We start from the raw sequence: 24,417 nt of genomic DNA, 5'->3' as shown, positions 1-24,417 counted from the left end.
CGCCTCAGCGCGGCCAGGGCGGCGCGAGGCGTTGCAGCAGCCGGGTGAACTCGATGCCCAGCGACGGCTGCAAGCGCTGCGCCGCCGCCAGGGCCTCGCGAAAGCGGATCGGCGCGCCGCCGGACCGGAGACCGACACCGATGACGTTGCCGCGCCCCTTGACCGGCAAGGCATGGGCGGCGCATGGAAAATAGAGCTTTACCAGGCGCATCACGGCACGGAAGGATTCGGCATGGGCGCTCCAGAGGTTGACGCTGAACACGCCGCCCGGCGCCAGGCAGGTGGCGGCAGCGGAGAAGAAGTCGTGCTGCATGACAAAGGGTGCCACGCCCTGATCATCGAAGGCATCGACCAGGATCAGGTCGAAATCGCGCTCGCCCCGCGCAGCCAGGACATTGATGTACTCGCCCGCGTCGGCGATGCGAATGCGCAGCCGCGATGATTCCGGCAGGCCGAAGTACTCCCGCGCGATCTCGATCATGGCCGGTCGCAACTCGACCGCCTCGATGCTGGCCCCCCGGCAGTGGGCCAGCAGGAAGCCGGCCAGCGAGCCACCTCCCAGGCCCAGCAGCAGAATGCGGCGCGGCGTGGCGACGAAGGCAAGGCCGATCAGCATGGCCCGCAGGTACGGCAGTTCCAGCCGCTCCGGAGTGGCGAGACAGAGACAGCTCTGCCGGGCCGGCGTCCCGAAATGCAGGGAGCGGATGCCATGGGTCTCCACCACCTCGATGAGCCCCATGTCATCGCGACGGCTGTGCAGTACCCTGCCCCCATACTTGGTCATGCTGTCTCCCTTGGCATCGGACCGATGCTATCGGGCCCGGCGGCGGACGACAAGCTGCCCGGCGGGGCCTGCCCGGGCTAGAATCCCCCTCTCATCAGAGCCACACCACGCCACGCATGACCGCGCCGCCACCGCCCTCCGAAGCCAACCAGTTCCTGGCCGAGCATGTCGGCCTCATCCGCCGCAGCTTCCGGCACTGGACCGGACGCGACCTGACCCCGGCGCGGATGAGCGATGCCGAAGCCGCGCGCTACCTCTACACGGCACCCTGGGCACTGCTGTCGCACGACACGCAGCCCGATCCGCTGTTCAACTACGCCAACCAGACGGCAATGGGTGTTTTCGCCATGACCTGGGACGAGATGACCCGCTGCCCGTCACGCCTGTCGGCGGAGGCGGACCGGCGCGAGGAGCGCGCCGCCTTGCTGAGGGATGTCGCCGAGCGGGGCTACTCGGACGGTTACCGCGGTATCCGCATCGGCCGGCACGGGCGCCGTTTCGTCATCGAGGCGGCAACCGTCTGGAATCTCGTCGATGCCCGCGGCATTTATCGCGGCCAGGCCGCCAGCTTCGGGCACTGGCGCTGGCTGTAGCGGCAGCGCCGCCGGCCGTCATTCGGCAAGCGTGCGGGTATCCTCGCGGATGCCGTGCTTGTCCATCAGCCGGTACAGCGTCATGCGCGAGACCCCCAGCAGGCGCGCAGCCTGGGAGATGTTGTGTCCGGCCTCGACCAGTGCCGACACGACCACCGCCCGCTCGGCCTGCGCCTTGGCCGCGCCCAGACGCATGACACCGGGCCGGCGCGGCGGGGCGGCGCTGGCCTCGCCCAGTCCCAGGTGCTCAGGCAGCAGAGTGGCGCCATCGGCGACCAGGACCGCCCGCGCGATGCGGTTGATCAGTTCGCGCAGGTTGCCCGGCCAGTCATGCCGGGGCAGCAAGGCCAGCGTTGCGGGCGCAAAGGCAAAGGCCGTACCGGGAAACTGCTGACGCAGGGACGCCCGCGCCAGGCTCTCGACGTCCTCGGCCCGCGCGCTGAGGCCCGGAACGCCGATCCGCAGCCGGGCAAATTCATCCCGCAAGGCCGGCAGAAAGTCCCCGTCGGCAACGGCCCGGTCGAGATCGCCGCCGGAGGCCACCATGATCCGCACATCGACCGGGATGAAGTCCTCGCCGCCACGGCGCCGGAACACGCGTTTCTGCAAGAGCTGCAGGAGATCCTGCTGCACCGCCAGCGGCAGGACATCGACGCCGTCGAGGAACAGCACGCCCACCTGGGCGCTGTCGATACGGCCCCGGCGCATGGCCGAACCGCCGGCGGCACGGGTTTCCCCGACACCGAACAGCTCGGCCCGGATGTCGTCCGCTGCCGCACCGGCAAGGCAGGTGAACGGCACGAAAGGCGCGAGACTGCGCCAGGATCTGCGATGGATGGCGCGCGCCGTCATGGCCTTGCCCGACCCCGGGGGGCCCTCGATCCAGACCGGGGCATCGGACTCGGCGGCCCGCTCGACATCGGCCTGCAAGCGCAGGGCCGGCGGACTGCTGCCCTGCAGGATCAGCTCGGGCCAGAGCACCCGGGCTTGTCCGGCGCCGGGCGGATGGGCATGGCGAACACCGGCCCGGTACAGCGTGAAGCCCAGTCGCTCCGGACTCACCGGCAGGACCTGATAGTCCTCGAAATAGGTGCCGAGCAGGTGCAGCAGATCCTGGGTCAGGGTCACCTCCGGCTCCAGCAGCGCCACCCAGGGCCGGCAGGGGCTCTGGGCGATCAGCCGCTGGACGGGCAAGCCATCGGCCAGCGCGCGCGCGCCGATGACGGCCAGGCCGACGCCCCTGCCGTCCTCGGTCTCATGCAGATAGGCCGGCTGCGCGGCGTCGATGCGGGTTACCCGCCAACCGGCGTCGTTGATCAGGGCAAGGATTTGCCCACTGCTCGCGTGAGGGTCATACAAGAGGCAATTGCGTGCATCCATGACAGCGTGTGCCTGATTCCATCTCCGGTTGCAGCCCGGGGCGCGATCGGGCCATCGTGTTGCAGGTTGAGGCGTGCGCGAACGCCGGCCGGCACGGGCTCTGGAAGGCGAGGGGAGTGGCCTCGAAGCAGTTCAGTTCCAGCCGGTCGCCGTCAACCGCCACCGTCGCGGGCCCGGCGCGGTCGACACCCGGGCGGCATTCTACACGACCGCCCAAGCACGAACCGGTGGCCCGGCAAAGCCGTCCCGCCCGGCTGGCGCCGTCAGGCTGCGACCGATCGGCCGACCGGTCGCAGCTCCCGCCCGGGGCGGGACCACGGCGGCTTGCCCGGCCGGAGCCTCCGCCTCAGCCCGGCATCACGCCGCCGCCGTCACCGAGAACACGATCCTGCCCGCCTCGGCATCGGCGGTGACGGTATCACCGGAACCGATGCGGCCGGCCAGGATGTCCTGCGCCAGGGCATTTTCCAGCTCCTGCTGGATGGCGCGCTTGAGCGGACGGGCGCCGTAGATCGGATCGAAGCCGGCCGCGCCCAGATGGTCCAGGGCAGCGTCGGCAACCACCAGCGCGATGTCGCGCTCGGCCAGCCGCTGCTCCAGATAGCCGATCTGGATCTTGCAGATGGCGCGGATCTGGTCCCTCTGCAAGGGATGGAAGACCACCACCTCATCCACCCGGTTGATGAATTCCGGGCGGAAGTGCAGTCGCACCACGGCCATGACGGCCTCCTTCATCAGGGCGTAGTTCTCCTCGCCGGCCAGTTCCTGGATGCGGTCGGAACCCAGGTTGGAGGTCATGATGATGACCGCGTTGCGGAAATCCACCGTACGGCCATGGCCATCGGTCAGGCGGCCGTCGTCCAGCACCTGCAGCAGGATGTTGAACACGTCCGGGTGGGCCTTCTCGACCTCGTCCAGCAGGATCACGGCGTAGGGCCGGCGGCGCACCGCTTCGGTCAGGTAGCCGCCCTCCTCGTAGCCGACGTAGCCGGGCGGCGCGCCGATCAGCCGGGCCACGGAGTGCTTCTCCATGAACTCGGACATGTCGATGCGGATCATGGCCTCCTCGGTATCGAACAGGAACGAGGCCAGCGCCTTGCACAGCTCGGTCTTGCCGACGCCGGTGGGACCCAGGAACAGGAACGAGCCGTTCGGCCGGCGCGGGTCGGACAAGCCAGCCCGCGAGCGGCGGATGGCGTCGGACACGGCGCGGATGGCTTCCTGCTGGCCGACCACGCGCCGGCCCAGCTCGGCCTCCATCTGCAACAGCTTCTCGCGCTCGCCCTCCAGCATCTTGGCCACCGGGATGCCGGTCCACTTGGAGACGACCTCGGCGATTTCCTCGTCGGTGACCTTGTTGCGCACCAGGGTCGCCTCCTGCGCCTCGGCGGCATCGGCGGCCTCCAGCTGCTTCTGCAGCTCGGGAATCTCGCCGTACTGGAGCTGCGACATGCGCGCCAGATCACCGGCGCGGCGGGCAGCCTCGAGGTCGAGCCTAGCCTTTTCCAACTTCTCCTTGATGGCGGTGTTGCCCTGCAGGGCGGCCTTCTCGGCCTTCCAGACTTCCTCCAGTTCGGCGTATTCGCGTTCCATCTCGTCGATGCGCTCCTGTAGCTCGCTGAGACGGCGGCGGGACGCCTCGTCGGTCTCCTTCTTCAGGGCCTCGCGCTCGATCTTGTACTGGATCAGGCGGCGATCGAGCCGGTCCATCTCCTCGGGCTTGGAGTCGATTTCCATGCGAATGCGGCTGCTGGCCTCGTCAACCAGGTCGATGGCCTTGTCCGGCAGGTTGCGGTCGGTAATGTAGCGGTGCGACAGGGTCGCCGCCGCGACGATGGCCGGGTCGGTGATGGTAATGCCGTGATGCACCTCGTACTTTTCCTTCAGCCCGCGCAGGATGGCGATGGTGTCCTCGACGCTGGGTTCGTCGACCAGCACCTTCTGGAAACGGCGTTCCAGCGCGGCGTCCTTCTCGATGTACTGGCGATATTCGTCCAGCGTAGTGGCACCGATGCAGTGCAACTCGCCACGCGCCAGCGCCGGCTTGAGCATGTTGCCGGCATCCATGGCGCCGTCGGCCTTGCCGGCGCCGACCAGGGTATGCAGTTCGTCGATGAAGAGGATGACCTGACCTTCCTGCTTGGCGATGTCGTTGAGCAGCGCCTTCATGCGCTCCTCGAACTCGCCGCGGAACTTGGTGCCGGCGATCAGCGCGGCCATGTCCAGCGCCAGCAGCCGCTTGGACTTGACGCCCTCGGGCACCTCGCCGTTGATGATGCGCAGCGCCAGCCCCTCGACGATGGCGGTCTTGCCGACGCCGGGCTCGCCGATCAGCACCGGGTTGTTCTTGGTGCGGCGCTGCAGCACCTGGATGGTGCGGCGGATCTCGTCGTCGCGACCGATCACCGGGTCCAGCTTGCCCTGCTCGGCGCGGGCAGTCAGATCGATCGTGTACTTCTGCAGGGCGCCGCGCTGCTCCTCGACGTTGGGGTCATCCACTTTCTGGCCGCCGCGCACTTTCTCGATGGCCTGCAGCAGTTGCTCGGACCTGAGTCCGGCCTTTTTCAGCGCCTCGCCAACGGCACCCTTGTCCTCCAGCGCCGCCAGCACGAACATTTCGCTGGTGATGAACTGGTCGCCACGCTTCTGCGCCAGCTTGTCGGTAAGATTGAGCAGCCGGAGCAGGTCGCTGGAAATCTGCACGTCGCCGCCGGTGCCCTCGACCCGGGGCAGGCGATCGAGAATCTGGCCCAGGGTGCTCCTGAGGCCCGCCGCGTTGACGCCGCACTGGGTCAGCAGCGGGCGCACGGTGCCGCCGTCCTGATCCAGCAGGGCGATCATGACGTGCACGGGTTCGATGAATTGCTGGTCCTTGCCGAGGGCCAGACTCTGCGCGTCGGCCAGGGCCGATTGAAACTTGCCGGTCAATTTATCCATACGCATGGTGGTTCAGCATCCCATGAAGTTGAGTTGACGATGGCCACGATGTTGGGATGTTTCGCTCGCGATCAAGGTCTGGCCAGCGCTGTTCCGGCGGGCCGCGTTTCTCGGCCTCCGGCGATCGCTGCTATCCTGCACCGATTTCCACGCCGCCGAGCCGTCACGTCCGCCATGCTGCTGTCCCTGCGCTACAACTTCCTCTTCGTCCATATCGCCAAGACCGGCGGCACCAGCATCCGTGACTCGCTGTGGCGCTACAAGTGGAACGACCCCTATCGGCTGCCGCAATTCCTGTGCAGCCGCATCAGCGCGCTGACGGGACACCGGATCGGCGCCAAGTTCCCCCGTCACGCCAAGCTCATCGCCGCCAAGGAGATGCTGCCGCGCGAGGTGTTCGAGAAACTGTTCAAGTTCGCCTTCGTGCGCAACCCCTGGGATCTCCAGGTCAGTTCCTATCACCACATCCGCCGCGAACGACCCGACGTCATCACCCACATCGACGGCTTCGAAGCCTTCCTGCGCTGGAAATTCGATCCCGAGCGGCCGCCGCAATACCACGCCGACATGTCGGTGGAGCTGCAAAGCGATTATCTGGTCGACCTGCACGGCAACAACCTGATCGACTTCACCGGCCGCTACGAATTCCTGCACGACGACTTTGCGGAAGCCTGCCGGCGCATCGGCATCGCCTGTCCGGCCCTGCCGCACGCGCGCAAGGCCAAGGACCGCCAGCACGATTATCGCGCCTACTACAACGACACCACGGCGGAACTGGTCGCCCGGCATTACCGGCCCGACATCGAGCGCTTCGGCTACCGTTTCGACGCGCCGCTGGCCTCCAGTCTGGGCAGCTGACGGCCGCTCCCGCATGTCGCCGCAGCGCATCCTCATCATCCGCCTGAGCGCGATCGGCGACATCATCATGGCCTCGGGCCTGATACCGGCCCTCCGCAGCCTCTGGCCCGAGGCGCGGATCGACTGGCTCGCCGAGACGGCGCAAACGGAACTGCTGCGACACAATCCCCGGCTGGACCAGGTCATCGCCCTGCCCCGCGGACGCTGGAAAACGCTGCGCCAGGCCGGTCGCCTCGGCGAACTGGCGCGGGAAATGGCCGCCATGGCCGGCCGGCTGCGGAGCGCACGCTATGACCTGGCGCTGGATCTGCAAGGTCTGCTGAAGAGCGGGGTCTGGGCCCGGGCCAGCGGCGCACCGCAGCGGATCGGCCTGGGCTCGCGCGAGGGCAGCCAGTGGCTGATGAGCGAGGTGGTGCCGCTGCCGACGCTGGATGACGACCCGCGCCTGGGCAAGGAGTACCGCGACCTGGCGGTCCACTTGGGCGCGCGGCCCGATCATTTCGTCCCGGACATCGCCGTGCCCGATTCGGCCTGGGATTCGGCGGCCGCACTGCGCGCCAGCAACGGCATTGCCGGGGACTACGCGGTGCTGGCGCCGTTCACCACCCGCCCGCAGAAACACTGGTTCGACGAGCGCTGGGCGGAGCTGGCCGGGCGGCTGCCGGCGCACCTCACGCCGGTCATGCTGGGCGGCCGCGGGGATGTCGAGCGGGCCGCCGGCATCGCGGCCCGGGCCAGCGGCCCGCTAGTCAACCTGACCGGCCGGACCAGCCTGGCGGAATGCGCCGCGCTGATCGGATCGGCGCGGCTGCTGATCGGGGTCGATACCGGCCTCACCCACCTCGGCACCGCCATGCGGACGCCGACCGTCGCGCTGTTCGGCTCCACCTCGCCCTATCTCGACACCGGGCGGGCGGATGGATGCGTGCTCTACCAGCCGCGCGATTGCTCCCCCTGCCATCGCCGGCCGAGCTGCGGCGGGCGCTTCGACTGCATGGGCGCGCACTCGGTCGATCGGGTGCTGGCGGCAGCGGACACGGTGCTGGCGGCCCGGCCGGGCTGAGCGGCCGGGCCGCCAAGCCGGCGGCGCTTTGCATGCGGGCGGGATGCTGGCTACACTTGCGCGCTTTTTTCCGGCCCAAGCCCCCATGCAGATCGGCCCCCACATCCTGGCCAACCGACTGATCCTGGCCCCCATGGCCGGCATCACGGACCGACCGTTCCGCAGCCTGTGCCGGCGCTATGGCGCGGCACTGGCGGTCAGCGAGATGATCTCGGCCAACCCGGCCCTGCGGCACGACCGCAAGACCCTGCTGCGCACCGACCACCGCGGCGAAACGGGCCTGCGCGCCGTGCAGATCCTCGGCAACGAACCGGCCGACATGGCCGAGGCGGCACGCATCAACGTCGACCGGGGCGCGCAGATCATCGACATCAACATGGGCTGCCCGGCCAAGAAGGTCTGCAACAAGGCCGCCGGTTCGGCGCTGCTGCAGGACGAAAGACTGGTGGGACGCATCCTGGCGGCGGTGGTCGAGGCGGTCGACACCCCGGTCACCCTGAAGATCCGCACCGGCTGGGACCCCGCCAACCGCAACGCCGTGCGCATCGCCAAGGTTGCCGAAGACAGCGGCATCCAGGCGCTCGCCGTGCACGGCCGCACCCGCGCCTGCGGGTTTTCCGGGTCTGCCGAATACCGTACAATCCGGCACGTCAAGCGGTCCGTCAGGATTCCCGTGATCGCCAACGGGGACATCGACAGCCCGGCCAAAGCGCTGGCCGTACTGGAACAGACCGGCGCCGATGCCGTCATGATCGGACGCGCGGCCCTGGGCCGACCCTGGCTGTTCACCTCCCTGGCCAGAACACTGAATCGGGAACAACCGGCCGATCCGCCGGGCACAACCGAGATTTGCAACCTGATTCTCGAACATGTACACGAGCTCCATGCCTTCTATGGCGAACACCAGGGGTTGCGCATCGCCCGCAAGCATGTCGGCTGGTACCTGGATCATCTTGCCTGCCCCATGAATCTCAAAGCCCGTTTCAACACCGAACACACCGCGCGCGGCCAGCTGGCCGTCATGACCAACGCCTTCGCACAGCTGATTGAGGCCCGGGCCGCATGAGCGGCACGCCCAATGGCGCCGACGGCAGGCTCGACGGGCTCCTGGCCGACTCCGGCCAGGATGGCATCCTCAGTCACCATGTCCGCCAGGCACTGGACGACTACTTCGCGCGCATGGATGGTCACGGTGTCACCAACCTCTATGATCTGGTCATCGCCGAGGTCGAGCAGCCGCTGATCCGCACGGTGCTGGAGCAGTGCGGCCACAACCAGACCCGCGCCGCCCAGGTGCTGGGCGTCAGCCGCAGCACGCTGCGCAAGAAGATGAGCCTGTACGGCATCGACTGACTCCGCCATTCCCTTCCACTTCCAGGCAAGACCGCCATGAATCCTCGCGTCACCCGTGCCCTGCTCAGCGTTTCCGACAAGACCGGTCTGGTCGAACTGGCCCAGGGGCTGGCGTCGCTCGGCGTCGAAATCCTCTCCTCCGGCGGCACCTACAAGGCGCTGACGGAGGCCGGCATCGCGGCGATCGAAGTCTCGCGCTATACCGGCTTCCCGGAGATGATGGGCGGCCGCATCAAGACCCTGCATCCGAAAATCCATGGCGGCATCCTCGGCCGGCGAGGCACCGACGAGGCGGTCATGGCGGAGCACGGCATCGGCTCCATCGATCTCGTGGTCGTCAACCTGTACCCGTTCGAAGCCACGGTGGCCCGGCCCGGCTGTTCACTGGAGGATGCGATCGAGAATATCGACATCGGCGGCCCGGCGATGATCCGGGCCGCGGCCAAGAACCATGCCGCCGTCGCCGTGGTGGTCGACCCGGCCGACTACACGGCCGTGCTGGACGAACTCGGCAGCCGGGACGGCGTCCTGACCGACGCCACCCGTTTCCGGCTGGCCATCAAGAGCTTCCGCCACACGGCAGCCTACGATGCGGCCATCGCCGCCTACCTCGGCGGGGTCGAGGGCAGCGAGCGCTTCCCCGATCCGCTGGTGCTGCGCTTCCGGCATGCCCAGGGCATGCGCTATGGCGAGAACCCCCACCAGCAGGGCGCCTTCTATGTCGAGCCGCACCCGCCGCGCGGCTGCGTGGCCAGCGCCCGCCAGCTGCAGGGCAAGGAACTGTCCTACAACAACATCGCCGACGCCGATGCCGCGCTGGAGTGCGTCAAGTCCTTCACCGACGGCCCCGCCTGCGTCATCGTCAAGCATGCCAATCCCTGCGGCGTGGCCCTGGGCGCAACGCTGACGGCCGCCTACGAACGTGCCTACGCCACCGACGCGACCTCGGCTTTCGGCGGCATCATCGCCTTCAACGCCGAACTCGATGCCGAAACCGCCCGCGCCATCGTCGAGCGGCAATTCGTCGAAGTGATCCTGGCACCGCGCATCGCCGCGGCCGCCCTGCCCGTTCTGGCGGGCAAACCCAATATCCGCGTGCTGGAAACCGGCCACTGGGACACCGATGCCGCCGAGGGCTGGGACTACAAGCGGGTCACCGGCGGGTTGCTGGTGCAGGCGCGCGACAATGGCCGCATCCTGCGCACCGACCTCAGGGTCGTGACCCGGCGCGCGCCCAGCGAGCGGGAAATCACCGACCTGCTGTTCGCCTGGCGGGTGGCGAAATTCGTCAAGTCCAATGCCATCGTCTACGCCAGGGACGGCCAGACCGTCGGCGTCGGCGCCGGCCAGATGAGCCGGGTCTACTCCGTCCGCATCGCCGCGATCAAGGCCGCCGACGCCGGGCTGCCGGTAGCCGGCTCGGTCATGGCGTCGGACGCCTTCTTCCCGTTCCGGGACAACGTCGACTCGGCGGCCACCGAGGGCGTGGCCGCCATCATCCAGCCCGGTGGCTCGGTGCGTGACGAGGAAGTGATCGCCGCCGCCGACGCGCATGGCATGGCCATGGTCTTCACCGGCATGCGCCATTTCCGGCACTGAGGCCGGCCAGGCACGCCCCTCGCCCGGCCGACGCCCGCCCCATGCGCGACCCGCAGCTCGCCGCGGAAACCGATATCTGCGTCAAGTGCGGCCTGTGCCTGCCGCACTGCCCGACCTATCTCAAGACCCAGGACGAGAACGAGTCGCCGCGCGGGCGCCTGTCCCTGATCCAGGGCTGGGCACGGGACGAACTTCCGCCCACGCCAGCCCTGCTGGAGCACATCGACAACTGCCTGCTGTGCCGGGCCTGCGAATCGGCCTGTCCCGCCTACGTTCCCTACGGGCGCATCGTCGACCGCTTCCGCGGCGAGACCGGCGCGGCGGCGCGCGGGCAGGCACTGGCGCCGCGCCTGAAAAAGGCCGTCATCCGGGCGGCGCTGACCCGCACCCCCCTGGCCACGATCAGCGACCGGCTGCTGTCCGGCTCGGCCCGGGGCGTGACCACCGCCCTGGCGCGCCTGGCCGGCGCGGGGGAAATGACCGCCGGCCTCCCGCCCACCGACGCGGCGCCGCTGCCGGCGCCGGGGCTCCATCGCCCGCCGCAGGGGCCGGTGCGTGGCCGCGTCGAGCTGTTCCTGGGCTGCACGGCCGGGCTGGCCGATCGCGCCACCGTGCAGGCGGCCATGACCGTGCTGCACCGGTTCGGGCTGGCGGTCGACATTCCCGCCGGGCAGACCTGCTGCGGGGCACTGGAGCAGCATGCCGGCGAACCGGCCGCCGCGAGCGAGCGCATCCGCGAGAACCTGCATGCCTTCGCCGCCGACCAGGATGCCCCCCCCATCGTCAGCTTCGCCAGTGGCTGCGGCGCCATGCTGCGCGAATACGACCGGGACGACGCCTCGGATGCTGCCCGCGCCTTCAGCCGGCGTGTGCTCGACATCAGCGAGTTCCTCGCCGGGCAGGCCTGGCCGGAAGGGCTGGCCGTCAAGCCGCTGCCGCACACCGTCTGCCTGCATGCGCCATGCAGCCTGCGACACGTGCTGCGCGCCGACCGCCATGCCCTCACGCTGCTCGGTCGCATTCCCGAGCTGAAGGTCGTCCCCCTCCCCGCCCAGACCCGCTGCTGCGGCGCCGCCGGCAGTTACCTGATCGACCACCCCGGCATGGCCAACGCCCTGCGCGAGGACATACTCGACGCCATCGCCGCCACCCGGCCCGCCCTGCTGCTGACCTCCAACCCCGGCTGCGCCATGCACCTGCGCGCCGGTTTGCGTGAACGTGGCCTGGCCGACATCGAAGTCCTGCATCCGGTGACGCTGCTGGCCCGGCAGCTGGGATAGGCTGCCCCACCGCGATAGCTCGCGGTGGTTGTGGGCCGCGTCACAACAGACCAACAAACTGCCCATCGGCAAGAGACTGGGAGAAAGAACATGACACCGGACAACCTGACGCCCCGCCAGCAGCGCCTGATCGCCCTGTGGGAGCAACACATCGGCTACGAATTCGAAACCCGGAATACCGAGTCCACGCTGGACACCATGGTGCCGCATGCCTATGTCAATCATATTCCGGTGATGACCGGCGGACGGGGCCGGGAGGAGCTGCGCCGGTTCTATGGCGACAGCTTCATCCCGCAGATGCCGCCGGACACCCGGATGACCCTGATCGGCCGTACCGTCGGCCATGATCGCCTGGTCGACGAGATGGTTTTCGAGTTTACCCACACGCTGGCCATGCCGTGGCTGCTGCCGGGTGTTCCGCCCACCGGCCGGCACGTCAAGGTGGCGCTGGTCGCCAGCGTCAGCTTCGAGGGCGATCGCCTGGTCAGCGAGCGCATCTACTGGGATCAGGCCACGGTGCTGGTGCAGCTCGGCCTGCTGGACCCGACCGGGCTGCCGGTGTGCGGCGCGGAAAGTGCCGACAAGGCGCTCGACCCGACGCTGCCGCCGCGGCAGCTCTGAAACGACGGCAGACGCCCGCCAGCGACGAAAAAACCGGCGCAAGGCCGGTTTTTCATGGGCGGTCGGGACAGGCTTCAGCGGCGCAGCTTGTAGTTCCGGCCATAGAAGATTTCCGCCATCTCCTGCTTGAGCTGGCGCTGGATGCCGATCCGCTCTTCCGGGGTCAGGGCATCCTTGTCGGTGTCGAACAGGTAATTGTCGAGCACGAAATCCTTCAGGATCATCTTGGTATGAAAGATGTTCTCCTGATACACGTTGACGTCGATCATCTGGTAGCGCTCGGCGGTCACGTCGGAGATGTAGTTCTGGATCGAGGTGATCTCATGGTCGATGTAATGCTTCTGGCCGCTGATGTCGCGGGTGAAGCCACGCACCCGGTAGTCCATGATGACGATATCGGACTCGAAGCTGTGGATCAGGTAGTTCAACGCTTTCAGGGGCGAGATGCGGCCGCAGGTGGACACATCGATATCCGCGCGGAACGTGCTGATGCCACCGTAGGGGTGGCTTTCCGGATAGGTGTGGACGGTGATGTGGCTCTTGTTGAGGTGCGCAACCACGGAATCAGGCAGGGGACCCGGCTCCTCCATGTTGCCGACCAGCGACGGCGCATCGTGGCCCTCGGAGATCAGCATGGTGACGCTGGCGCCCTGCGGTTCATAGTCCTGCCGGGCCACGTTGAGGATCTGGGCACCGATGATGGCGTTCACGTCGGTCAGTATCTGGGTCAGCCGCTTGGCGTTGTACATCTCGTCGATGTACTCGATGTAGCGGCGCTGCTGCAACTCGGTCTTGGCGTAGCAGATGTCGTAGATGTTGAAGCTCAGCGACTTGGTCAGGTTGTTGAAACCGTGCAGCTGAAGTTTGTCGATGTCCATCGAATTAACGATACCCCGTCATGAGTGAACCCTGCGCGGGCAGGGATGAAACGCCAGGAACAAGCCGGTGGCGCAAGGCTGGCCCGGTCGCGGCGGACTCAGGCATCGGCCTCGACGAGCGCGAAACTGTGCGTGACCGTCGCGGTCTTGCCGAGCATGATCGAAGCGGAGCAGTACTTCTCGGCGGACAGCTTGACGGCGCGTTCGACGGCGGCCTCGCTCAACCCCCTGCCGGCAACCACGAAATGCAGATGGATACGGGTGAAAACCTTGGGGTCGGTCTCCGCGCGCTCGGCCTCGAGCAGGGCCTCGCAGGCACGGATGTCGTGGCGGCCCTTGCGGAGGATGTGGACGACATCGAAGGATGCGCAGCCGCCCATGCCGATCAGCAGCATCTCCATCGGCCGCAGGCCGAGGTTCCGGCCACCGGACTCCGGCGGGCCATCCATGACCACGGCATGCCCGCTGCCGGACTCGCCGAGGAACATGGCATTTTCAACCCACTTGACGCGCGCTTTCATCGGGGCACCCCCTGCAAAAAACAGCCGCGTAATTTAGCACAAGCGCATGTCGGCTTTAAGGATTTTTTCCAGGCCCGGGGCGCCCGGTCAGCGGCACAGGGCACCCCGGCGGGCGTGTTCAGGCGGCCTCGGCAAGACCGCTGTGGCGAAGCAGCGCATCGACCCGGGGCTCGCGCCCGCGGAACGCCACGAACAAGTCCATGGCGCCCGCGCTGCCCCCCTTTTCGAGAATGTTCTCCAGGAAGGCGCGGCCGACCTCCGGGTCGAAGATGCCGCGCTCCTCGAACAGCGAGAAGGCATCGCTGGACAGGACCTCGGCCCATTTGTAGCTGTAGTAGCCGGCCGCATAACCACCGCCGAAGATGTGCGAGAAACTGTGGGGGAAGCGGTTGAACGGCGGCGGGGTGACCACGGCAACGCGCTGGCGCACCTCCTCGAGGATCGGGTAGACGCGCCCGCCCCGCGCCGGATCGTAATCGCGGTGCATGCGGAAATCGAACAGGGCAAATTCCAGCTGCCGGACCATCTGCATGCCGGACTGGAAGTTGCGGGCGGCGATCATCTTGTCCAGCAGCGCCTGCGGCAGGGGCTCGCCGGTCTCATGATGGCCGGAGATCAGCGCCAGGGCCTCCGGCTCCCAGCAGAAGTTCTCCATGAACTGGCTGGGCAGTTCGACCGCATCCCATTCGACGCCATGGATGCCGGAGACCCCCAGGTGATCGACCCGCGTCAGCATGTGCTGCAATCCGTGGCCGAACTCGTGGAACAGGGTCTGCACCTCGTCATGCCGCAGCAGGGCCGGCGCATCGCCGGTCGGCGGCGTGAAATTGCAGGTCAGGTAGGCCACCGGATGCTGCACATGCCCGCCGCGCCGGCGGCGGGTGACGCACTCGTCCATCCAGGCGCCACCGCGCTTGTGCGGGCGGGCATAGAGATCGAGATAGAATCCGCCGCGCAGGTCGCCGGACGGATCGCGGATCTCGTAGTAGCGGACATCGGGATGCCAGGTGTCGACGCCGGTCCTTTCCTGGATGGTGACGCCATAGAGCCGTTCCACCACGGCGAACAGTCCCGACACGGCCCGGTGCGCCGGAAAATAGGCGCGGACCTCTTCCTCGGACAGATCGTACTTGCACTGGCGCAGCTTCTCCGAGGCATAGGTCCAGTCCCAAGCGCCCGGCGTATCGATCTCCAGCGCCTGCTCCGCGAACGCCTTCAGCTCGGCCAGATCGCGGCGGGCGGGCGGCAACGAGCGGTCGGCGAGATCCTCCAGGAAGCGCACGACGGCATCGGTGGAGGGTGCCATCTTGGTGGCCAGGGACAGTTCGGCGAAATTGCGGAAGCCGAGCAGTTGGGCTTCCTCGTGCCGCAGCGCCAACAGGCGTTCCATGACCTCGGTGTTGTCCCACCGGCCGGCGTCGGGCCCCTGGTCGGAAGCGCGGGTCGCATAGGCGGTGTAGCACTCGCGGCGCAGCTCGCGGTTGTCGGCATAGGTCATGATGGCGATGTAGGACGGAAACTCGAGCGTGAACAGCCAGCCCGGCAGCCCCTTGGCAGCCGCGGCCTGGGCCGCCATGGCGCGCGCCGAATCCGGCAGACCGGCCAGCAGGGATTCGTCCTCGATGTGTTTCGACCAGCCCTGCGTGGCGTCCAGCACATGATCCTGGAACTGGCTGCCGAGCCGCGACAGCTCCTGGGCGATGTCCTTGAAGCGCTGCTTCTGCGCCGGCGGCAGGTCCACTCCGGACAGGCGGAAATCCCTGAGGGCGTTCTCGACGATCCTGCGCTGGGCCTGATCCAGCCCGGCGAAGGCCGGACTGTCGGCGATGCTGCGGTAGGCGGCGTAGAGCCGATCGTTCTGGCCAACCTCGGTCGCGTACTCGCTGAGCAGCGGCAGGCAGGTGTTGTAGGCTTCCCGCAGGGCCTCGCTGTTGGCCACCGCGTTGAGGTGCCCGACCGGCGACCAGGCCCGGTTGATGCGGTCGTCGATGTCCTCCAGCGGCTCGACCAGGTTGTCCCAGGTGAACGGGCCGGCGGCCACCAGCCGTTCCTCGATCAGGCGCCGGCTATCGTCGATGAGCTGGCGCATGGCGGGCATGACGTGTTCCGGCTTGATCCGGGAGAAAGGCGGCAGGGTATGGTCTTCCAGCAACGGATTGTTCATCGTCGAAATTCCTTGAGAAGGTCAAAAAACAGCATCATACGACCGCAAGGTCACGCAAAATGTTCGTCCAGCCCGCTGCGCCGGGTACCGGATGGAAACCGGACACCACCGCCATGCACGACGACTCCGCCCGCCGGCACGCCCCGGCCACCGAACGCAACCGCGACCCCATCCTGGCCGTACTGCACCGCGTGCTGCCGCCTGCCGGAACCGTCCTGGAAATCGCGAGCGGTACCGGCCAGCATGCCATCCACTTTGCGCCCCGCCTGCACCCCCGCCACTGGCAGCCCTCGGACACCGCGCCAGCGGCGCTGGCCAGCATCGCGGCCTGGCTGGCACGGCACCCCGCGGACAACCTGCTGCCGCCGATAACGCTGGATGCCACCGACCCGGGCTGGCCACAGCGGCTGGCAGGCACACGGCCCGCCATCACGGCCATCGTCTGCATCAACCTGATCCACATCGCGCCCTGGTCGGCCTGCCTGGGGCTTCTGGCCGGCGCCGGCCGCTTGCTGCCGGCGGCAGGCCGGCTGGTGCTGTATGGTCCCTTCCGGCGCCACGGCGAGCATACGGCCCCCGGCAACGCGGCTTTCGACCACAGCCTTCGGGCGCGGAATCCGGCATGGGGCGTGCGGAACCTGGAAACGGTGGCGGCAGCCGCCCGGGAAGCGGGGCTGGTCCTCATCGAGGTCGTGCCCATGCCCGCCAACAATCTGATCGCGGTGTTCGCGCCGGCATCCCCGGCCGCATGAAGGCGGGCGCTCAGGCCAGCGCCTTGTGCATCTCCAGCACGTTGCCGGACGCGGTCTTGCTGTAGCTGACGTTGTCCATCAGGGTCCGGATCAGGAAGATCCCGCGGCCCCGCTCGCTGAGGATGTCCAGGTCCGGGGAGGGGATGAGGTCGAGGTCGAAACCCTGGCCGTGGTCGTAGACCCGGATGCAGAGGTCGTCTTCCTCGATGAAGATGCAGACCCGGACGGTATGGTCGGAATCCACCGGCGTGGAGTGCTCGATGGCGTTGACCATGGCCTCGGTCAGCACCAGGTTGAGATGGTAGGCCAGCGCCTCGCGGTCGCCGCCATAGTGATCCAGCGCGCGGGCCACCTCCTCGGCGATATTGCCGATGAGGCTCAGATAGCGCTTCTTGTTGGGCACCACGATATCGACGTGGATATCATCTCTGTCGTTCATGCCGGCCCCCCGAGCCTAAACCAGCGCGGCCTCGACCGTGGGAAAGATTTCGAACACCCGATGCAGGCGGGTCAGCTCGAACATCGACTGGACCCGTGGCTGCAGGCCCGCCAGGGCGAAGGAACCCGAGCGCAGATTGGCATTCTTGTAACCCGACAGCAGGGCGCCCAGGCCGGAACTGTCGATGAAACTGACGCCGGAGAGATCCACGATCAGGCGCTGGCCGCCGGCCTCCAGGAGCCCGAGGATGTAATCCCGCAGTTCCCCCGAGTTCTGCGCATCCAGGCGCTCTTCCCGCAGCGAGACGATGGTACGACCGTCGCGGGTCTCCGTCGTGATATTCATGGTCCTCCCCACATCATGCGTTTGCGGCGGCCCCGACCGCCGCCGATCGCCGGGGCGGTCTAACCCTCGGCCTTGGGGCGTGACGATACCAGAATCTTGTCGACCCGGTTGCGGTCCATGTCGACCACCTCGAAGGTCAGACCGCTCCAGTCGAAATGGTCGCTGGCGCGCGGTACATGGCCCAGCTGCATCATGACGAATCCGCCCACGGTGTTGTAACCACCACCGGCCTCGTCCGGCATCGCTTCCAGCGAGAACAGCTGCTTGAACTTCTCGATGGTCAGGGTGCCATCCAGCAGCCAGCTGCCGTCATCGCGCCGGATCGCCTCGGGCTCATCGTCCCCGGCCTCGTCCGAGGGGATATCGCCGACGATGGCCTCCATCACGTCCTTGAGCGTCGCCAGGCCCGCCACCTCGCCATACTCGTCGACCACCAGGGCCAGGGCGATCTTGGAGCGCTTGAATTCCTCCAGCAGCTGCACCGAACTCAGGGACTTGGGGATGTAGTTGGCCGGTCGCACCGCCGCCGTCAGCTTCAGCGCCTCGCCGGACAGGGCGCGCCGCAGCAGGTCCTTCGCCTCGATCACGCCCAGCACGTTGTCGAGACCGTTGCGGCAGACCGGGATGATGGAATGCGGGCTCTCGATCAGCCGGCGGCGGTTTTCCTCGATGGGGTTGGCCACGTCCAGGTAGTACATGTCCATGCGCGGGGTCATGATGGCGCCGACCTTGAGGGCGTCCAGGCGCATGACATTCGACACCAGCTCCTTTTCGCCCTTGTGAAAGACGCCGGCCTCCATGCCCTGGTCGATCATCAGCCGGATCTCCTTTTCCGACACCAGGGGCTCCTCCGACTTCTGCGCGCGCAGCAGCCACAGCACACCGTCGGTGGACCAGCTCAGCACCTTCACCAGCGGATAGGCCAGCAGGGACAGTCCGCGCATCGGCCCCGCCATGATCATGGCGATCTTCTCGGGTTTCAGGAGGGCCAGGCGTTTCGGCACCAGCTCGCCGATGATGAGGGAAAAATAGGTAATGCCGACCACCACGATGGCCAGCGCCAGCCCCTCGCTGTAGGGGGCGAGCAGCGGGAACTGCCGCAAGTAGGTGTCGAGCCGGCCGGACAGCGCCGCTTCGCCCAGCGCGCCGCTCATGATGCCGATCAGCGTGATGCCGACCTGGATGGTGGAGAGGAAATGACTCGGTGCATTGGCCAGTTCCAGGGCCGCCCGGGCCCGGGTAACCCCTTCGTCGACCGCTTGCTGGAGGCGAATTTTGCGGGCGGAGAGAATCGCGATTTCTGACATCGCAAACAGGCCGTTGAGGATGAACAGGCCTGTCAATAAGAGAACGTCCATTCAAGGCGTAAATGATCGGCGGGCGGCTAGGTTAGCGAATCCCCGGGTGGAGTGCAAAAAGGCATCCCTTGCCGCCTTGCCGCGATCCCCTTACCATGATTCGCCTTTCACCGGGGCTTGCCGAGGGCGGACCGGCGATTGTCCCGGTCCGCCAGCCGCCCGTGGACGAGCCTGCCGCGGGCGGCGCCATGGACAGGGGGTTTCGCCGTGCATGACCCGGCCGGCGGGTTGCTCCAGTGAACCTTGCGCCGTCCGCCAACGCCGTCGCTCCCGGCCCCTGGACAAGCGAACCCGCGCCTGGCGCACGATAGGCCCGCAATCCCGCATCCGACGTTTGCCCGTGAATCACCAGCCCCCGCCCCGCTGACGATGTCCGCTCACCAAGAAATCCTCATCACGCCGAATCGCATCGTCGGCAACTACTGGCGCGACATCTGGCGCTATCGCGAGCTGTTCTGGTTCATGGCCTGGCGCGACATCCTGCTGCGCTACAAGCGCATGAGCATCGGCGTGGCCTGGGCGGTGCTGCGACCGCTGCTGACCATGCTGGTCTTCACGCTGGTGTTCAGCCGCGTGGCGCGGCTGCCGTCCGATGGCGTGCCCTACCCGCTGCTGGTGTTCGCCGCCATGCTGCCCTGGCAGTTCTTCGCCTCCGCCTTTGCCGACGCCGGCAACAGCCTCAGCAACAAGGAAACCATCATCACCAAGGTCTATTTCCCCCGCCTGATCGTCCCGGCCAGCGCCATCATGGTGAGTCTCGCCGACCTGATCTGCGCCCTGGCGGTGCTCGTCGCCCTGTTCGCGTGGTACCAGCGGCTGCCCGACTGGCGCCTGCTGGCCTTGCCGGGCTGCATGGCGCTGGTGTTCCTGGTCGCCCTGGGCGCGGGCCTGTGGATCTGCGCCCTGACCGCGCAGTACAAGGATTTTCGCTACCTGACGCCATTCATGGTGCAGCTGGGGCTCTACCTTTCGCCGGTCGGCTTTTCCAGCAGCGTCGTGCCGGACGCCTGGCGCGATCTCTTCGCGCTGAATCCGATGGTCGGCGTGATCGAGGGCTTCCGCTGGTCGCTGCTGGGACTCGCGCCCGATGGCCTGACGCGCCATATGGGCATGGCCCTGGTCATGGGGCTGCTGCTGCTGTCGACCGGACTCCTGTATTTCCGGCGGGTGGAGCGCAACCTGGCGGAGTTGCTCTGATGTCGCAGGTCATCCAGGTCGAGGGGCTCGCGAAAAAGTTCGCCCTGCGCCACCTTGGCAGCGGCGAGAACTACAGCACCTTCCGCGATGCCGTGGCCACCGGCCTCAACCGGGCCTCGCGCGCCCTGCTGCGCCGGCCGGCACCCGCGGCGGGCGAAGCCATCGAGGAATTCTGGGCCTTGCAGGATATCGGCTTCTCGATCCGCAGCGGCGAGAAGGTCGGCATCATCGGCCGCAACGGCGCCGGCAAGTCGACGCTGCTGAAGATCCTCTCGCGCATCATCGAGCCGACCCGCGGCGAGATCCGCATCCGCGGACGGGTAGCGAGCCTGCTCGAGGTAGGCACCGGCTTCCACCCCGAGCTGACCGGACGCGAGAACATCTATTTCAACGGCGCCATCCTCGGCATGACGAAGGCCGAGATTCGCGCGCGCTTCGACGACATCGTCGCCTTCGCCGAGGTCGAAAAGTTCCTGGACACGCCTGTCAAGCATTATTCATCGGGCATGTACGTGCGACTCGGCTTCGCCGTGGCCGCCCACCTGGAGCCGGAAATCCTCATCGTCGATGAGGTGCTGGCCGTGGGCGACGTCAGATTCCAGAAAAAATGCCTGGGCAAGCTCCAGGAGATCGGCAATACCGGACGGACGGTGCTGTTCGTCAGCCACAACATGAGTGCGGTCCTGCAATTTACCGACCGGATCCTGCTGTTGCAGGCTGGCAGGATCATCCAGGACGGGGACAGCGAATCCGGGGTCAGGGGCTATCTGCGCCTCAACGAGGAGGCGTCCCAGGCACGCAACCTGGCGGCGCGGGTACCCTGGTTCCAGATTGCCAGTCTGGCTTTCGAGCAAACCCGCATGGAGGTGGGTTTCAACAAGCCGCTTCGCCTGCGCCTAGAACTCGCGACGGATCGGCATCTCGGGGAAACGGAGATCGTCCTGCCCATCATCAACAGCATCGGCGCCCGCATCGTCACCGCCCGCGCGGTGCTGCCCAGCCTCTCCCCGGGCGTCCACGGCCTCCTGTTGAAGATCGCCGACCACCGCCTGATCCCCGGAACCTATCTGATCTCGCTGACCATCCGGCACCGCGCGGAGGTCCTCTTCACGCAGGAGCAGGTGATCGCTCTCGAACTGGTAACCGACGAGATCGAGGATCCCTTGCTCACCCCCTTTCTGACCCGCGGAAAGGACCGCTTCGGCTGCTTCTGCCCCATCGAGATCGAGGCAACAACCGCCTGACCGGATATCCGGCATGACGTCCCTTCCATCGCCGCCCGCATCGACCCCCCATGATCAACACCCTCAAATCCGTCAAGAGCGCCTGTGGGGCAGCCCTCATCGAGCGTCTCAGAGCCCTGCGCTGGCACCCCTACCAGAGAAACTGCCCGATCATCCAGCAAGCGCTAAAGAACCTGCCGCGTGACGACCTGCTGTACGCCGTCTTTATCTCCCGGCGCTATCGGTATGTCTACATGGACAACCCCAAGACTGGCTGCACGTCGCTCAAGTCGGCCCTGGTGCAGCTTGAACTGGAGCACCGACAGGCCGGGATGGATCAGGACGACTGGCGCACATACCACGACAGATCACAGTGCCCACTGACCTGCCTGAACGACTTTCGGCACCCCACCTCGCTCAGCGCCCTTCAGAGGCAGGGTTACCGATTCATCACCTTCGTGCGCAACCCCTACAGCCGATTGCTGTCCTGCTACCGCGACAAGATCGTCAAGGGCAAACCGCAAAAGGCCAAGATACTGCGCCTGCTGGGCCACGATACCAGCGACCTGTCGCACCCGGTGGACTTTGAGGCGTTCGTGACAGCCGTGGCCGGACAATCGGATCACGACATGGATCCGCATTGGCGCGTGCAAAGCACCCAGATACTGCATGGCCTGCTGCCTTACACCTTTGTTGGCCGTTTCGAGCATTACCAGAGCGATTTCACCAAGGCGTTCCAGGCCATCGGCATCGACGACACGGCGATCCCGGCGTTGCCTCACCTCTGCCGCACCAAGTCCGGCACGAGCGAGGGCTGCCGGAATGTCTACACCCCCGCCCTGCAAGCCAGGGTTTACGAGCGCTATCGACCTGACTTCGAGCACTTCGGCTACGGCCATGAACTGCCAGAGTAGCCAACCGGCTCGGCCACCCGCTGCTGCGGGCGGACGGGCAGCACCAAGTCCCGCGCCCCACAAGAGCAAGCGCGCGGGCTGCTGAAGCATGGCTCCGTCAACCCGCGCCGCCACCGCCCCACCGGTCACGCCCATATGCTAAACATCAAGTATTACACGGGTACTCCAAACTTCGGCGACGAGCTAAACCGCTATATTTTCGAGTGCCTCCTCGGAATACCCGTCAAAGCCGTCGCCGAACCCTGGGATGAGGCGCCACACCTCATGTTCATCGGCTCGATGATTAGAACAGCAACCCCGAACACCTGGATATGGGGAGCAGGCCTGATCGATGAATCCAGATTGCCGCCAAGGCCTCCCCTGGGGATTGGCTGCGTTCGCGGCCCGCTGACCAGGCAGCGGCTGCGGCATCAAGGCCTGCTGCCGCCAAACCAGGACGTTACCCTCGGCGATCCGGCCTTGCTCCTGTCGCTCCTGTCACCCTGCAGACCGAAGGCCAACCCCACGTACGATATTGGCCTGATCCCCCACTACGCCGACCAGGACGCACTCTCGCCGGCGCCGTGGCTGACGCCGCTCAAAACCCTGAAGCGGAGGATCCGGAAAAGCCATGAAAGAACCCGCATCGAAGGCGAGCTATCTTTTGATGGCCTCAGGGTCAGCATCATCGACGTGCAAAACGGAAGCTGCGAGCACATCCTCCAGCAAATGTGCGACTGCGCCTTCATAGCATCGTCCAGCCTTCATGGCCTCATCGTTGCCGACGCGCTCGGCATTCCCAACACATGGACCAAGATGAGCGATAAGCTTGACGGCGGGGCCTTCAAGTTTGTCGACTACATGCGCTCCGTCGGGCGCTACGACGTCAATCCGCTCCTGCATCGCCCGGGACAGATGGACAAGACCTTCATCGAGAAAGCCATTGCGCGCCAGGGGCAATGGTCCGTCACCTTCGACTTCCCGGGCTACAAGGCGGCCTTTGATGATTTTCTGGCGTCCGAGGCTTTCCGGATGTGTTGCCATTCGTAACCAGCCACCCGCCGGCTGACCTCATCCCGTACCGTCACGGAGGCCTCGACACCATGCCGCCTGCACCTCGGGTAACGGTTTTCATACCCGTATACAATGGCCAGGACTTTATCGGCGAGGCCATTTCCAGCATCCTGAACCAGACCTACCGGGACTTCAGCCTGCTCATCATCAATGACGGCTCTACCGATGATACCGAGAGCGCCATACGAGAATACCGCGACCCTCGCCTGCGTCTGGTCAGCCACAGCGGCAACCTGGGCATTCCGCGGACGCGCAATCATGGGCTGGAGCTGGCACAGGGCGACTACCTGGCGCTCATGGACGCGGACGACATTGCCGGTCCGGACAGGCTTGCTGCCCAGGTGGCCTTCCTTGACCGGCATCAGGATGTAGGCGTCTGCGGAACCTGGTACCGGAAAGTGACCGGGACAAAGACGGAAGCCGTCAGGTTTCCACAGCGGCACGAGGACATCCTTTTCATGCTGCTTTTCGACAACTGCTTTGGTCAAAACACTGTCATGCTGCGGCGATCCTTCATCGAGCAGCAGCACCTGCGCTATGACAACGACTTTGCCTTTGCCGAGGATTACGAGTTCTGGGTCAGATGCGCCAGACACATGCGCCTCGCGAATCTCCCGGCAGCGCATGTCACCTATCGGTTCCATCCCGGGAATTCCAGCAACCGCTTCCGCGAGGACATGGTGCGGCATGCCGACAGGGTCAGACCGCTTCACCTGGAAAGCTTTGGCATCCATCCTGACGACGCGGACTTGCAACTGCACCTGGACCTGCTGAACTTCCGCTTCGAAGGCGATTTCGATCGGCTTCGGCGTGCCGGTGAATGGCTTTCGTCCCTGGCTGATGCCGTGCTGGACAGGACGACTCTCCCGTCCTCCCTGGTCTACGGTGTGTTAGGCCGCTACTGGTATTCGGCCTGTGGACAGGCCGCCGGGAATGGCCGCACGGTCTGGCGCTTGTTCAACGCATACCCCATGGGCACCCATGCCGGCCTGGAATGGCGGGCAAAGCTGTTCCTGCGATCGCTTTGCGGATTCGGAATCGGACAATCCCGTACCTGACAGCCGTCAATCTCCCACCGCCGAGGACCACCCGCTATTAAAGCAAG

The 24,417-nt window shown here is 66.5% G+C and carries 23 protein-coding genes; 14 read left to right on the top strand and 9 right to left on the bottom strand.

What is annotated here, in order from left to right:
- Positions 1 to 4 precede the first annotated feature (4 nt).
- Positions 5 to 784 (bottom strand): fused MFS/spermidine synthase, encoded by a 780-nt coding sequence (locus ACH5N8_RS01760; RefSeq protein WP_483282265.1) that lies wholly within the window; start codon positions 782 to 784, stop codon positions 5 to 7.
- Positions 785 to 900: 116 nt separating this feature from the next.
- On the opposite strand from ACH5N8_RS01760, the gene ACH5N8_RS01755 reads away from it, so the two are divergent.
- Positions 901 to 1,377 carry an MEKHLA domain-containing protein gene (locus ACH5N8_RS01755; protein WP_483282264.1) on the top strand — a complete coding sequence of 159 codons (477 nt, stop codon included), beginning with the start codon at positions 901 to 903 and terminating at the stop codon, positions 1,375 to 1,377.
- An 18-nt stretch (positions 1,378 to 1,395) separates the two neighbouring features.
- Here the strand turns inward: ACH5N8_RS01755 and ACH5N8_RS01750 are convergent, their stop codons facing one another.
- Together ACH5N8_RS01750 and clpB are read right to left on the bottom strand one after the other, a co-directional pair.
- Positions 1,396 to 2,757, bottom strand: coding sequence for a sigma-54-dependent transcriptional regulator (locus ACH5N8_RS01750; RefSeq protein WP_483282263.1), 1,362 nt, complete (start codon positions 2,755 to 2,757; stop codon positions 1,396 to 1,398).
- 357 nt (positions 2,758 to 3,114) lie between these two features.
- Complete coding sequence (clpB, locus tag ACH5N8_RS01745) at positions 3,115 to 5,700, bottom strand: ATP-dependent chaperone ClpB (protein WP_483282262.1); 2,586 nt, start codon at positions 5,698 to 5,700, stop codon at positions 3,115 to 3,117.
- A gap of 168 nt (positions 5,701 to 5,868) precedes the next feature.
- Here clpB and ACH5N8_RS01740 point away from each other — a divergent pair, with 168 nt between their 5' ends.
- The 7 genes from ACH5N8_RS01740 to ACH5N8_RS01710 all read left to right on the top strand — a co-directional run bounded on the left by ACH5N8_RS01740 (position 5,869) and on the right by ACH5N8_RS01710 (position 12,468).
- The gene (locus ACH5N8_RS01740) at positions 5,869 to 6,552 is read left to right on the top strand and encodes a sulfotransferase family 2 domain-containing protein (RefSeq protein ID WP_483282261.1); all 684 of its coding nucleotides are present in this window, start codon (positions 5,869 to 5,871) and stop codon (positions 6,550 to 6,552) included.
- 13 nt (positions 6,553 to 6,565) lie between these two features.
- Positions 6,566 to 7,615 (top strand): glycosyltransferase family 9 protein, encoded by a 1,050-nt coding sequence (locus ACH5N8_RS01735; protein WP_483282260.1) that lies wholly within the window; start codon positions 6,566 to 6,568, stop codon positions 7,613 to 7,615.
- A gap of 85 nt (positions 7,616 to 7,700) precedes the next feature.
- Complete coding sequence (gene dusB, locus ACH5N8_RS01730; RefSeq protein ID WP_483282259.1) at positions 7,701 to 8,681, top strand: tRNA dihydrouridine synthase DusB; 981 nt, start codon at positions 7,701 to 7,703, stop codon at positions 8,679 to 8,681.
- Positions 8,678 to 8,968, top strand: coding sequence for a helix-turn-helix domain-containing protein (locus ACH5N8_RS01725; protein ID WP_483282258.1), 291 nt, complete (start codon positions 8,678 to 8,680; stop codon positions 8,966 to 8,968). The genes dusB and ACH5N8_RS01725 overlap by 4 nt, the downstream gene beginning before the upstream one ends.
- A 36-nt stretch (positions 8,969 to 9,004) precedes the next feature.
- Positions 9,005 to 10,567 carry a bifunctional phosphoribosylaminoimidazolecarboxamide formyltransferase/IMP cyclohydrolase gene (gene purH, locus ACH5N8_RS01720; RefSeq protein ID WP_483282257.1) on the top strand — a complete coding sequence of 521 codons (1,563 nt, stop codon included), beginning with the start codon at positions 9,005 to 9,007 and terminating at the stop codon, positions 10,565 to 10,567.
- A gap of 41 nt (positions 10,568 to 10,608) precedes the next feature.
- On the top strand, positions 10,609 to 11,847 hold the full coding sequence (locus ACH5N8_RS01715; RefSeq protein WP_483282256.1) for a (Fe-S)-binding protein: 1,239 nt from the start codon (positions 10,609 to 10,611) through the stop codon (positions 11,845 to 11,847).
- A 90-nt stretch (positions 11,848 to 11,937) separates the two neighbouring features.
- Positions 11,938 to 12,468: an ester cyclase gene (locus ACH5N8_RS01710; RefSeq protein WP_483282255.1), complete on the top strand. Its 531-nt coding sequence runs from the start codon at positions 11,938 to 11,940 to the stop codon at positions 12,466 to 12,468.
- A gap of 74 nt (positions 12,469 to 12,542) precedes the next feature.
- Here ACH5N8_RS01710 and speD read toward each other — a convergent pair whose 3' ends face one another.
- The 3 genes from speD to prlC form a co-directional block, all read right to left on the bottom strand.
- Positions 12,543 to 13,340, bottom strand: a complete 798-nt coding sequence (speD, locus tag ACH5N8_RS01705) for an adenosylmethionine decarboxylase (protein ID WP_460027086.1) — start codon at positions 13,338 to 13,340, stop codon at positions 12,543 to 12,545.
- 104 nt (positions 13,341 to 13,444) lie between these two features.
- Entirely contained in the window at positions 13,445 to 13,867 is a 423-nt protein-coding gene (locus ACH5N8_RS01700) for an OsmC family protein (RefSeq protein ID WP_460027042.1), read from the bottom strand.
- Positions 13,868 to 13,985: 118 nt separating this feature from the next.
- Positions 13,986 to 16,031: an oligopeptidase A gene (gene prlC / locus ACH5N8_RS01695; RefSeq protein WP_483282254.1), complete on the bottom strand. Its 2,046-nt coding sequence runs from the start codon at positions 16,029 to 16,031 to the stop codon at positions 13,986 to 13,988.
- Between the two features lie 113 nt (positions 16,032 to 16,144).
- Here prlC and ACH5N8_RS01690 point away from each other — a divergent pair, with 113 nt between their 5' ends.
- The gene (locus ACH5N8_RS01690; protein WP_483282253.1) at positions 16,145 to 16,783 is read left to right on the top strand and encodes a DUF938 domain-containing protein; all 639 of its coding nucleotides are present in this window, start codon (positions 16,145 to 16,147) and stop codon (positions 16,781 to 16,783) included.
- 10 nt (positions 16,784 to 16,793) lie between these two features.
- Here the strand turns inward: ACH5N8_RS01690 and ACH5N8_RS01685 are convergent, their stop codons facing one another.
- Genes ACH5N8_RS01685 through ACH5N8_RS01675 form a run of 3 tightly spaced genes read right to left on the bottom strand, consistent with a single transcriptional unit; the run spans position 16,794 to position 18,925 of the window.
- Positions 16,794 to 17,222, bottom strand: a complete 429-nt coding sequence (locus ACH5N8_RS01685) for an ATP-binding protein (protein WP_460027039.1) — start codon at positions 17,220 to 17,222, stop codon at positions 16,794 to 16,796.
- 15 nt (positions 17,223 to 17,237) lie between these two features.
- Positions 17,238 to 17,567, bottom strand: a complete 330-nt coding sequence (locus tag ACH5N8_RS01680; RefSeq protein ID WP_460027038.1) for an STAS domain-containing protein — start codon at positions 17,565 to 17,567, stop codon at positions 17,238 to 17,240.
- Between the two features lie 59 nt (positions 17,568 to 17,626).
- A complete protein-coding gene (locus ACH5N8_RS01675) occupies positions 17,627 to 18,925 on the bottom strand; it encodes a hemolysin family protein (protein WP_483282252.1) in 1,299 nt (432 codons plus the stop codon).
- Positions 18,926 to 19,294: 369 nt separating this feature from the next.
- Here ACH5N8_RS01675 and ACH5N8_RS01670 point away from each other — a divergent pair, with 369 nt between their 5' ends.
- The 5 genes from ACH5N8_RS01670 to ACH5N8_RS01650 all read left to right on the top strand — a co-directional run bounded on the left by ACH5N8_RS01670 (position 19,295) and on the right by ACH5N8_RS01650 (position 24,370).
- Positions 19,295 to 20,122: an ABC transporter permease gene (locus ACH5N8_RS01670; protein WP_483282251.1), complete on the top strand. Its 828-nt coding sequence runs from the start codon at positions 19,295 to 19,297 to the stop codon at positions 20,120 to 20,122.
- Positions 20,122 to 21,366, top strand: a complete 1,245-nt coding sequence (locus ACH5N8_RS01665) for an ABC transporter ATP-binding protein (RefSeq protein ID WP_483282250.1) — start codon at positions 20,122 to 20,124, stop codon at positions 21,364 to 21,366. The genes ACH5N8_RS01670 and ACH5N8_RS01665 overlap by 1 nt, the downstream gene beginning before the upstream one ends.
- 50 nt (positions 21,367 to 21,416) lie before the next feature.
- On the top strand, positions 21,417 to 22,259 hold the full coding sequence (locus tag ACH5N8_RS01660; RefSeq protein ID WP_483282249.1) for a sulfotransferase family protein: 843 nt from the start codon (positions 21,417 to 21,419) through the stop codon (positions 22,257 to 22,259).
- Between the two features lie 135 nt (positions 22,260 to 22,394).
- The gene (locus ACH5N8_RS01655) at positions 22,395 to 23,288 is read left to right on the top strand and encodes a polysaccharide pyruvyl transferase family protein (RefSeq protein WP_483282248.1); all 894 of its coding nucleotides are present in this window, start codon (positions 22,395 to 22,397) and stop codon (positions 23,286 to 23,288) included.
- A gap of 53 nt (positions 23,289 to 23,341) precedes the next feature.
- Positions 23,342 to 24,370, top strand: a complete 1,029-nt coding sequence (locus ACH5N8_RS01650) for a glycosyltransferase family 2 protein (RefSeq protein ID WP_483282247.1) — start codon at positions 23,342 to 23,344, stop codon at positions 24,368 to 24,370.
- The last annotated feature ends 47 nt before the right edge of the window (positions 24,371 to 24,417 follow it).

The organism is Methyloparacoccus sp. NF-16 (assembly GCF_056880625.1).
This window is presented reverse-complemented; position numbering and strand designations above follow the sequence as displayed.

What these genes read in the sequence shown, in the direction of transcription:
- ACH5N8_RS01760 (WP_483282265.1), bottom strand. Translation starts at nt 784, where the DNA reads ATGACCAAGTATGGGGGCAGGGTACTGCACAGCCGTCGCGATGACATG.
- ACH5N8_RS01755 (WP_483282264.1), top strand. Translation starts at nt 901, where the DNA reads ATGACCGCGCCGCCACCGCCCTCCGAAGCCAACCAGTTCCTGGCCGAG.
- ACH5N8_RS01750 (WP_483282263.1), bottom strand. Translation starts at nt 2,757, where the DNA reads ATGGATGCACGCAATTGCCTCTTGTATGACCCTCACGCGAGCAGTGGG.
- clpB (WP_483282262.1), bottom strand. Translation starts at nt 5,700, where the DNA reads ATGCGTATGGATAAATTGACCGGCAAGTTTCAATCGGCCCTGGCCGAC.
- ACH5N8_RS01740 (WP_483282261.1), top strand. Translation starts at nt 5,869, where the DNA reads ATGCTGCTGTCCCTGCGCTACAACTTCCTCTTCGTCCATATCGCCAAG.
- ACH5N8_RS01735 (WP_483282260.1), top strand. Translation starts at nt 6,566, where the DNA reads ATGTCGCCGCAGCGCATCCTCATCATCCGCCTGAGCGCGATCGGCGAC.
- dusB (WP_483282259.1), top strand. Translation starts at nt 7,701, where the DNA reads ATGCAGATCGGCCCCCACATCCTGGCCAACCGACTGATCCTGGCCCCC.
- ACH5N8_RS01725 (WP_483282258.1), top strand. Translation starts at nt 8,678, where the DNA reads ATGAGCGGCACGCCCAATGGCGCCGACGGCAGGCTCGACGGGCTCCTG.
- purH (WP_483282257.1), top strand. Translation starts at nt 9,005, where the DNA reads ATGAATCCTCGCGTCACCCGTGCCCTGCTCAGCGTTTCCGACAAGACC.
- ACH5N8_RS01715 (WP_483282256.1), top strand. Translation starts at nt 10,609, where the DNA reads ATGCGCGACCCGCAGCTCGCCGCGGAAACCGATATCTGCGTCAAGTGC.
- ACH5N8_RS01710 (WP_483282255.1), top strand. Translation starts at nt 11,938, where the DNA reads ATGACACCGGACAACCTGACGCCCCGCCAGCAGCGCCTGATCGCCCTG.
- ACH5N8_RS01700 (WP_460027042.1), bottom strand. Translation starts at nt 13,867, where the DNA reads ATGAAAGCGCGCGTCAAGTGGGTTGAAAATGCCATGTTCCTCGGCGAG.
- prlC (WP_483282254.1), bottom strand. Translation starts at nt 16,031, where the DNA reads ATGAACAATCCGTTGCTGGAAGACCATACCCTGCCGCCTTTCTCCCGG.
- ACH5N8_RS01690 (WP_483282253.1), top strand. Translation starts at nt 16,145, where the DNA reads ATGCACGACGACTCCGCCCGCCGGCACGCCCCGGCCACCGAACGCAAC.
- ACH5N8_RS01685 (WP_460027039.1), bottom strand. Translation starts at nt 17,222, where the DNA reads ATGAACGACAGAGATGATATCCACGTCGATATCGTGGTGCCCAACAAG.
- ACH5N8_RS01680 (WP_460027038.1), bottom strand. Translation starts at nt 17,567, where the DNA reads ATGAATATCACGACGGAGACCCGCGACGGTCGTACCATCGTCTCGCTG.
- ACH5N8_RS01675 (WP_483282252.1), bottom strand. Translation starts at nt 18,925, where the DNA reads ATGGACGTTCTCTTATTGACAGGCCTGTTCATCCTCAACGGCCTGTTT.
- ACH5N8_RS01670 (WP_483282251.1), top strand. Translation starts at nt 19,295, where the DNA reads ATGTCCGCTCACCAAGAAATCCTCATCACGCCGAATCGCATCGTCGGC.
- ACH5N8_RS01665 (WP_483282250.1), top strand. Translation starts at nt 20,122, where the DNA reads ATGTCGCAGGTCATCCAGGTCGAGGGGCTCGCGAAAAAGTTCGCCCTG.
- ACH5N8_RS01660 (WP_483282249.1), top strand. Translation starts at nt 21,417, where the DNA reads ATGATCAACACCCTCAAATCCGTCAAGAGCGCCTGTGGGGCAGCCCTC.
- ACH5N8_RS01655 (WP_483282248.1), top strand. Translation starts at nt 22,395, where the DNA reads ATGCTAAACATCAAGTATTACACGGGTACTCCAAACTTCGGCGACGAG.
- ACH5N8_RS01650 (WP_483282247.1), top strand. Translation starts at nt 23,342, where the DNA reads ATGCCGCCTGCACCTCGGGTAACGGTTTTCATACCCGTATACAATGGC.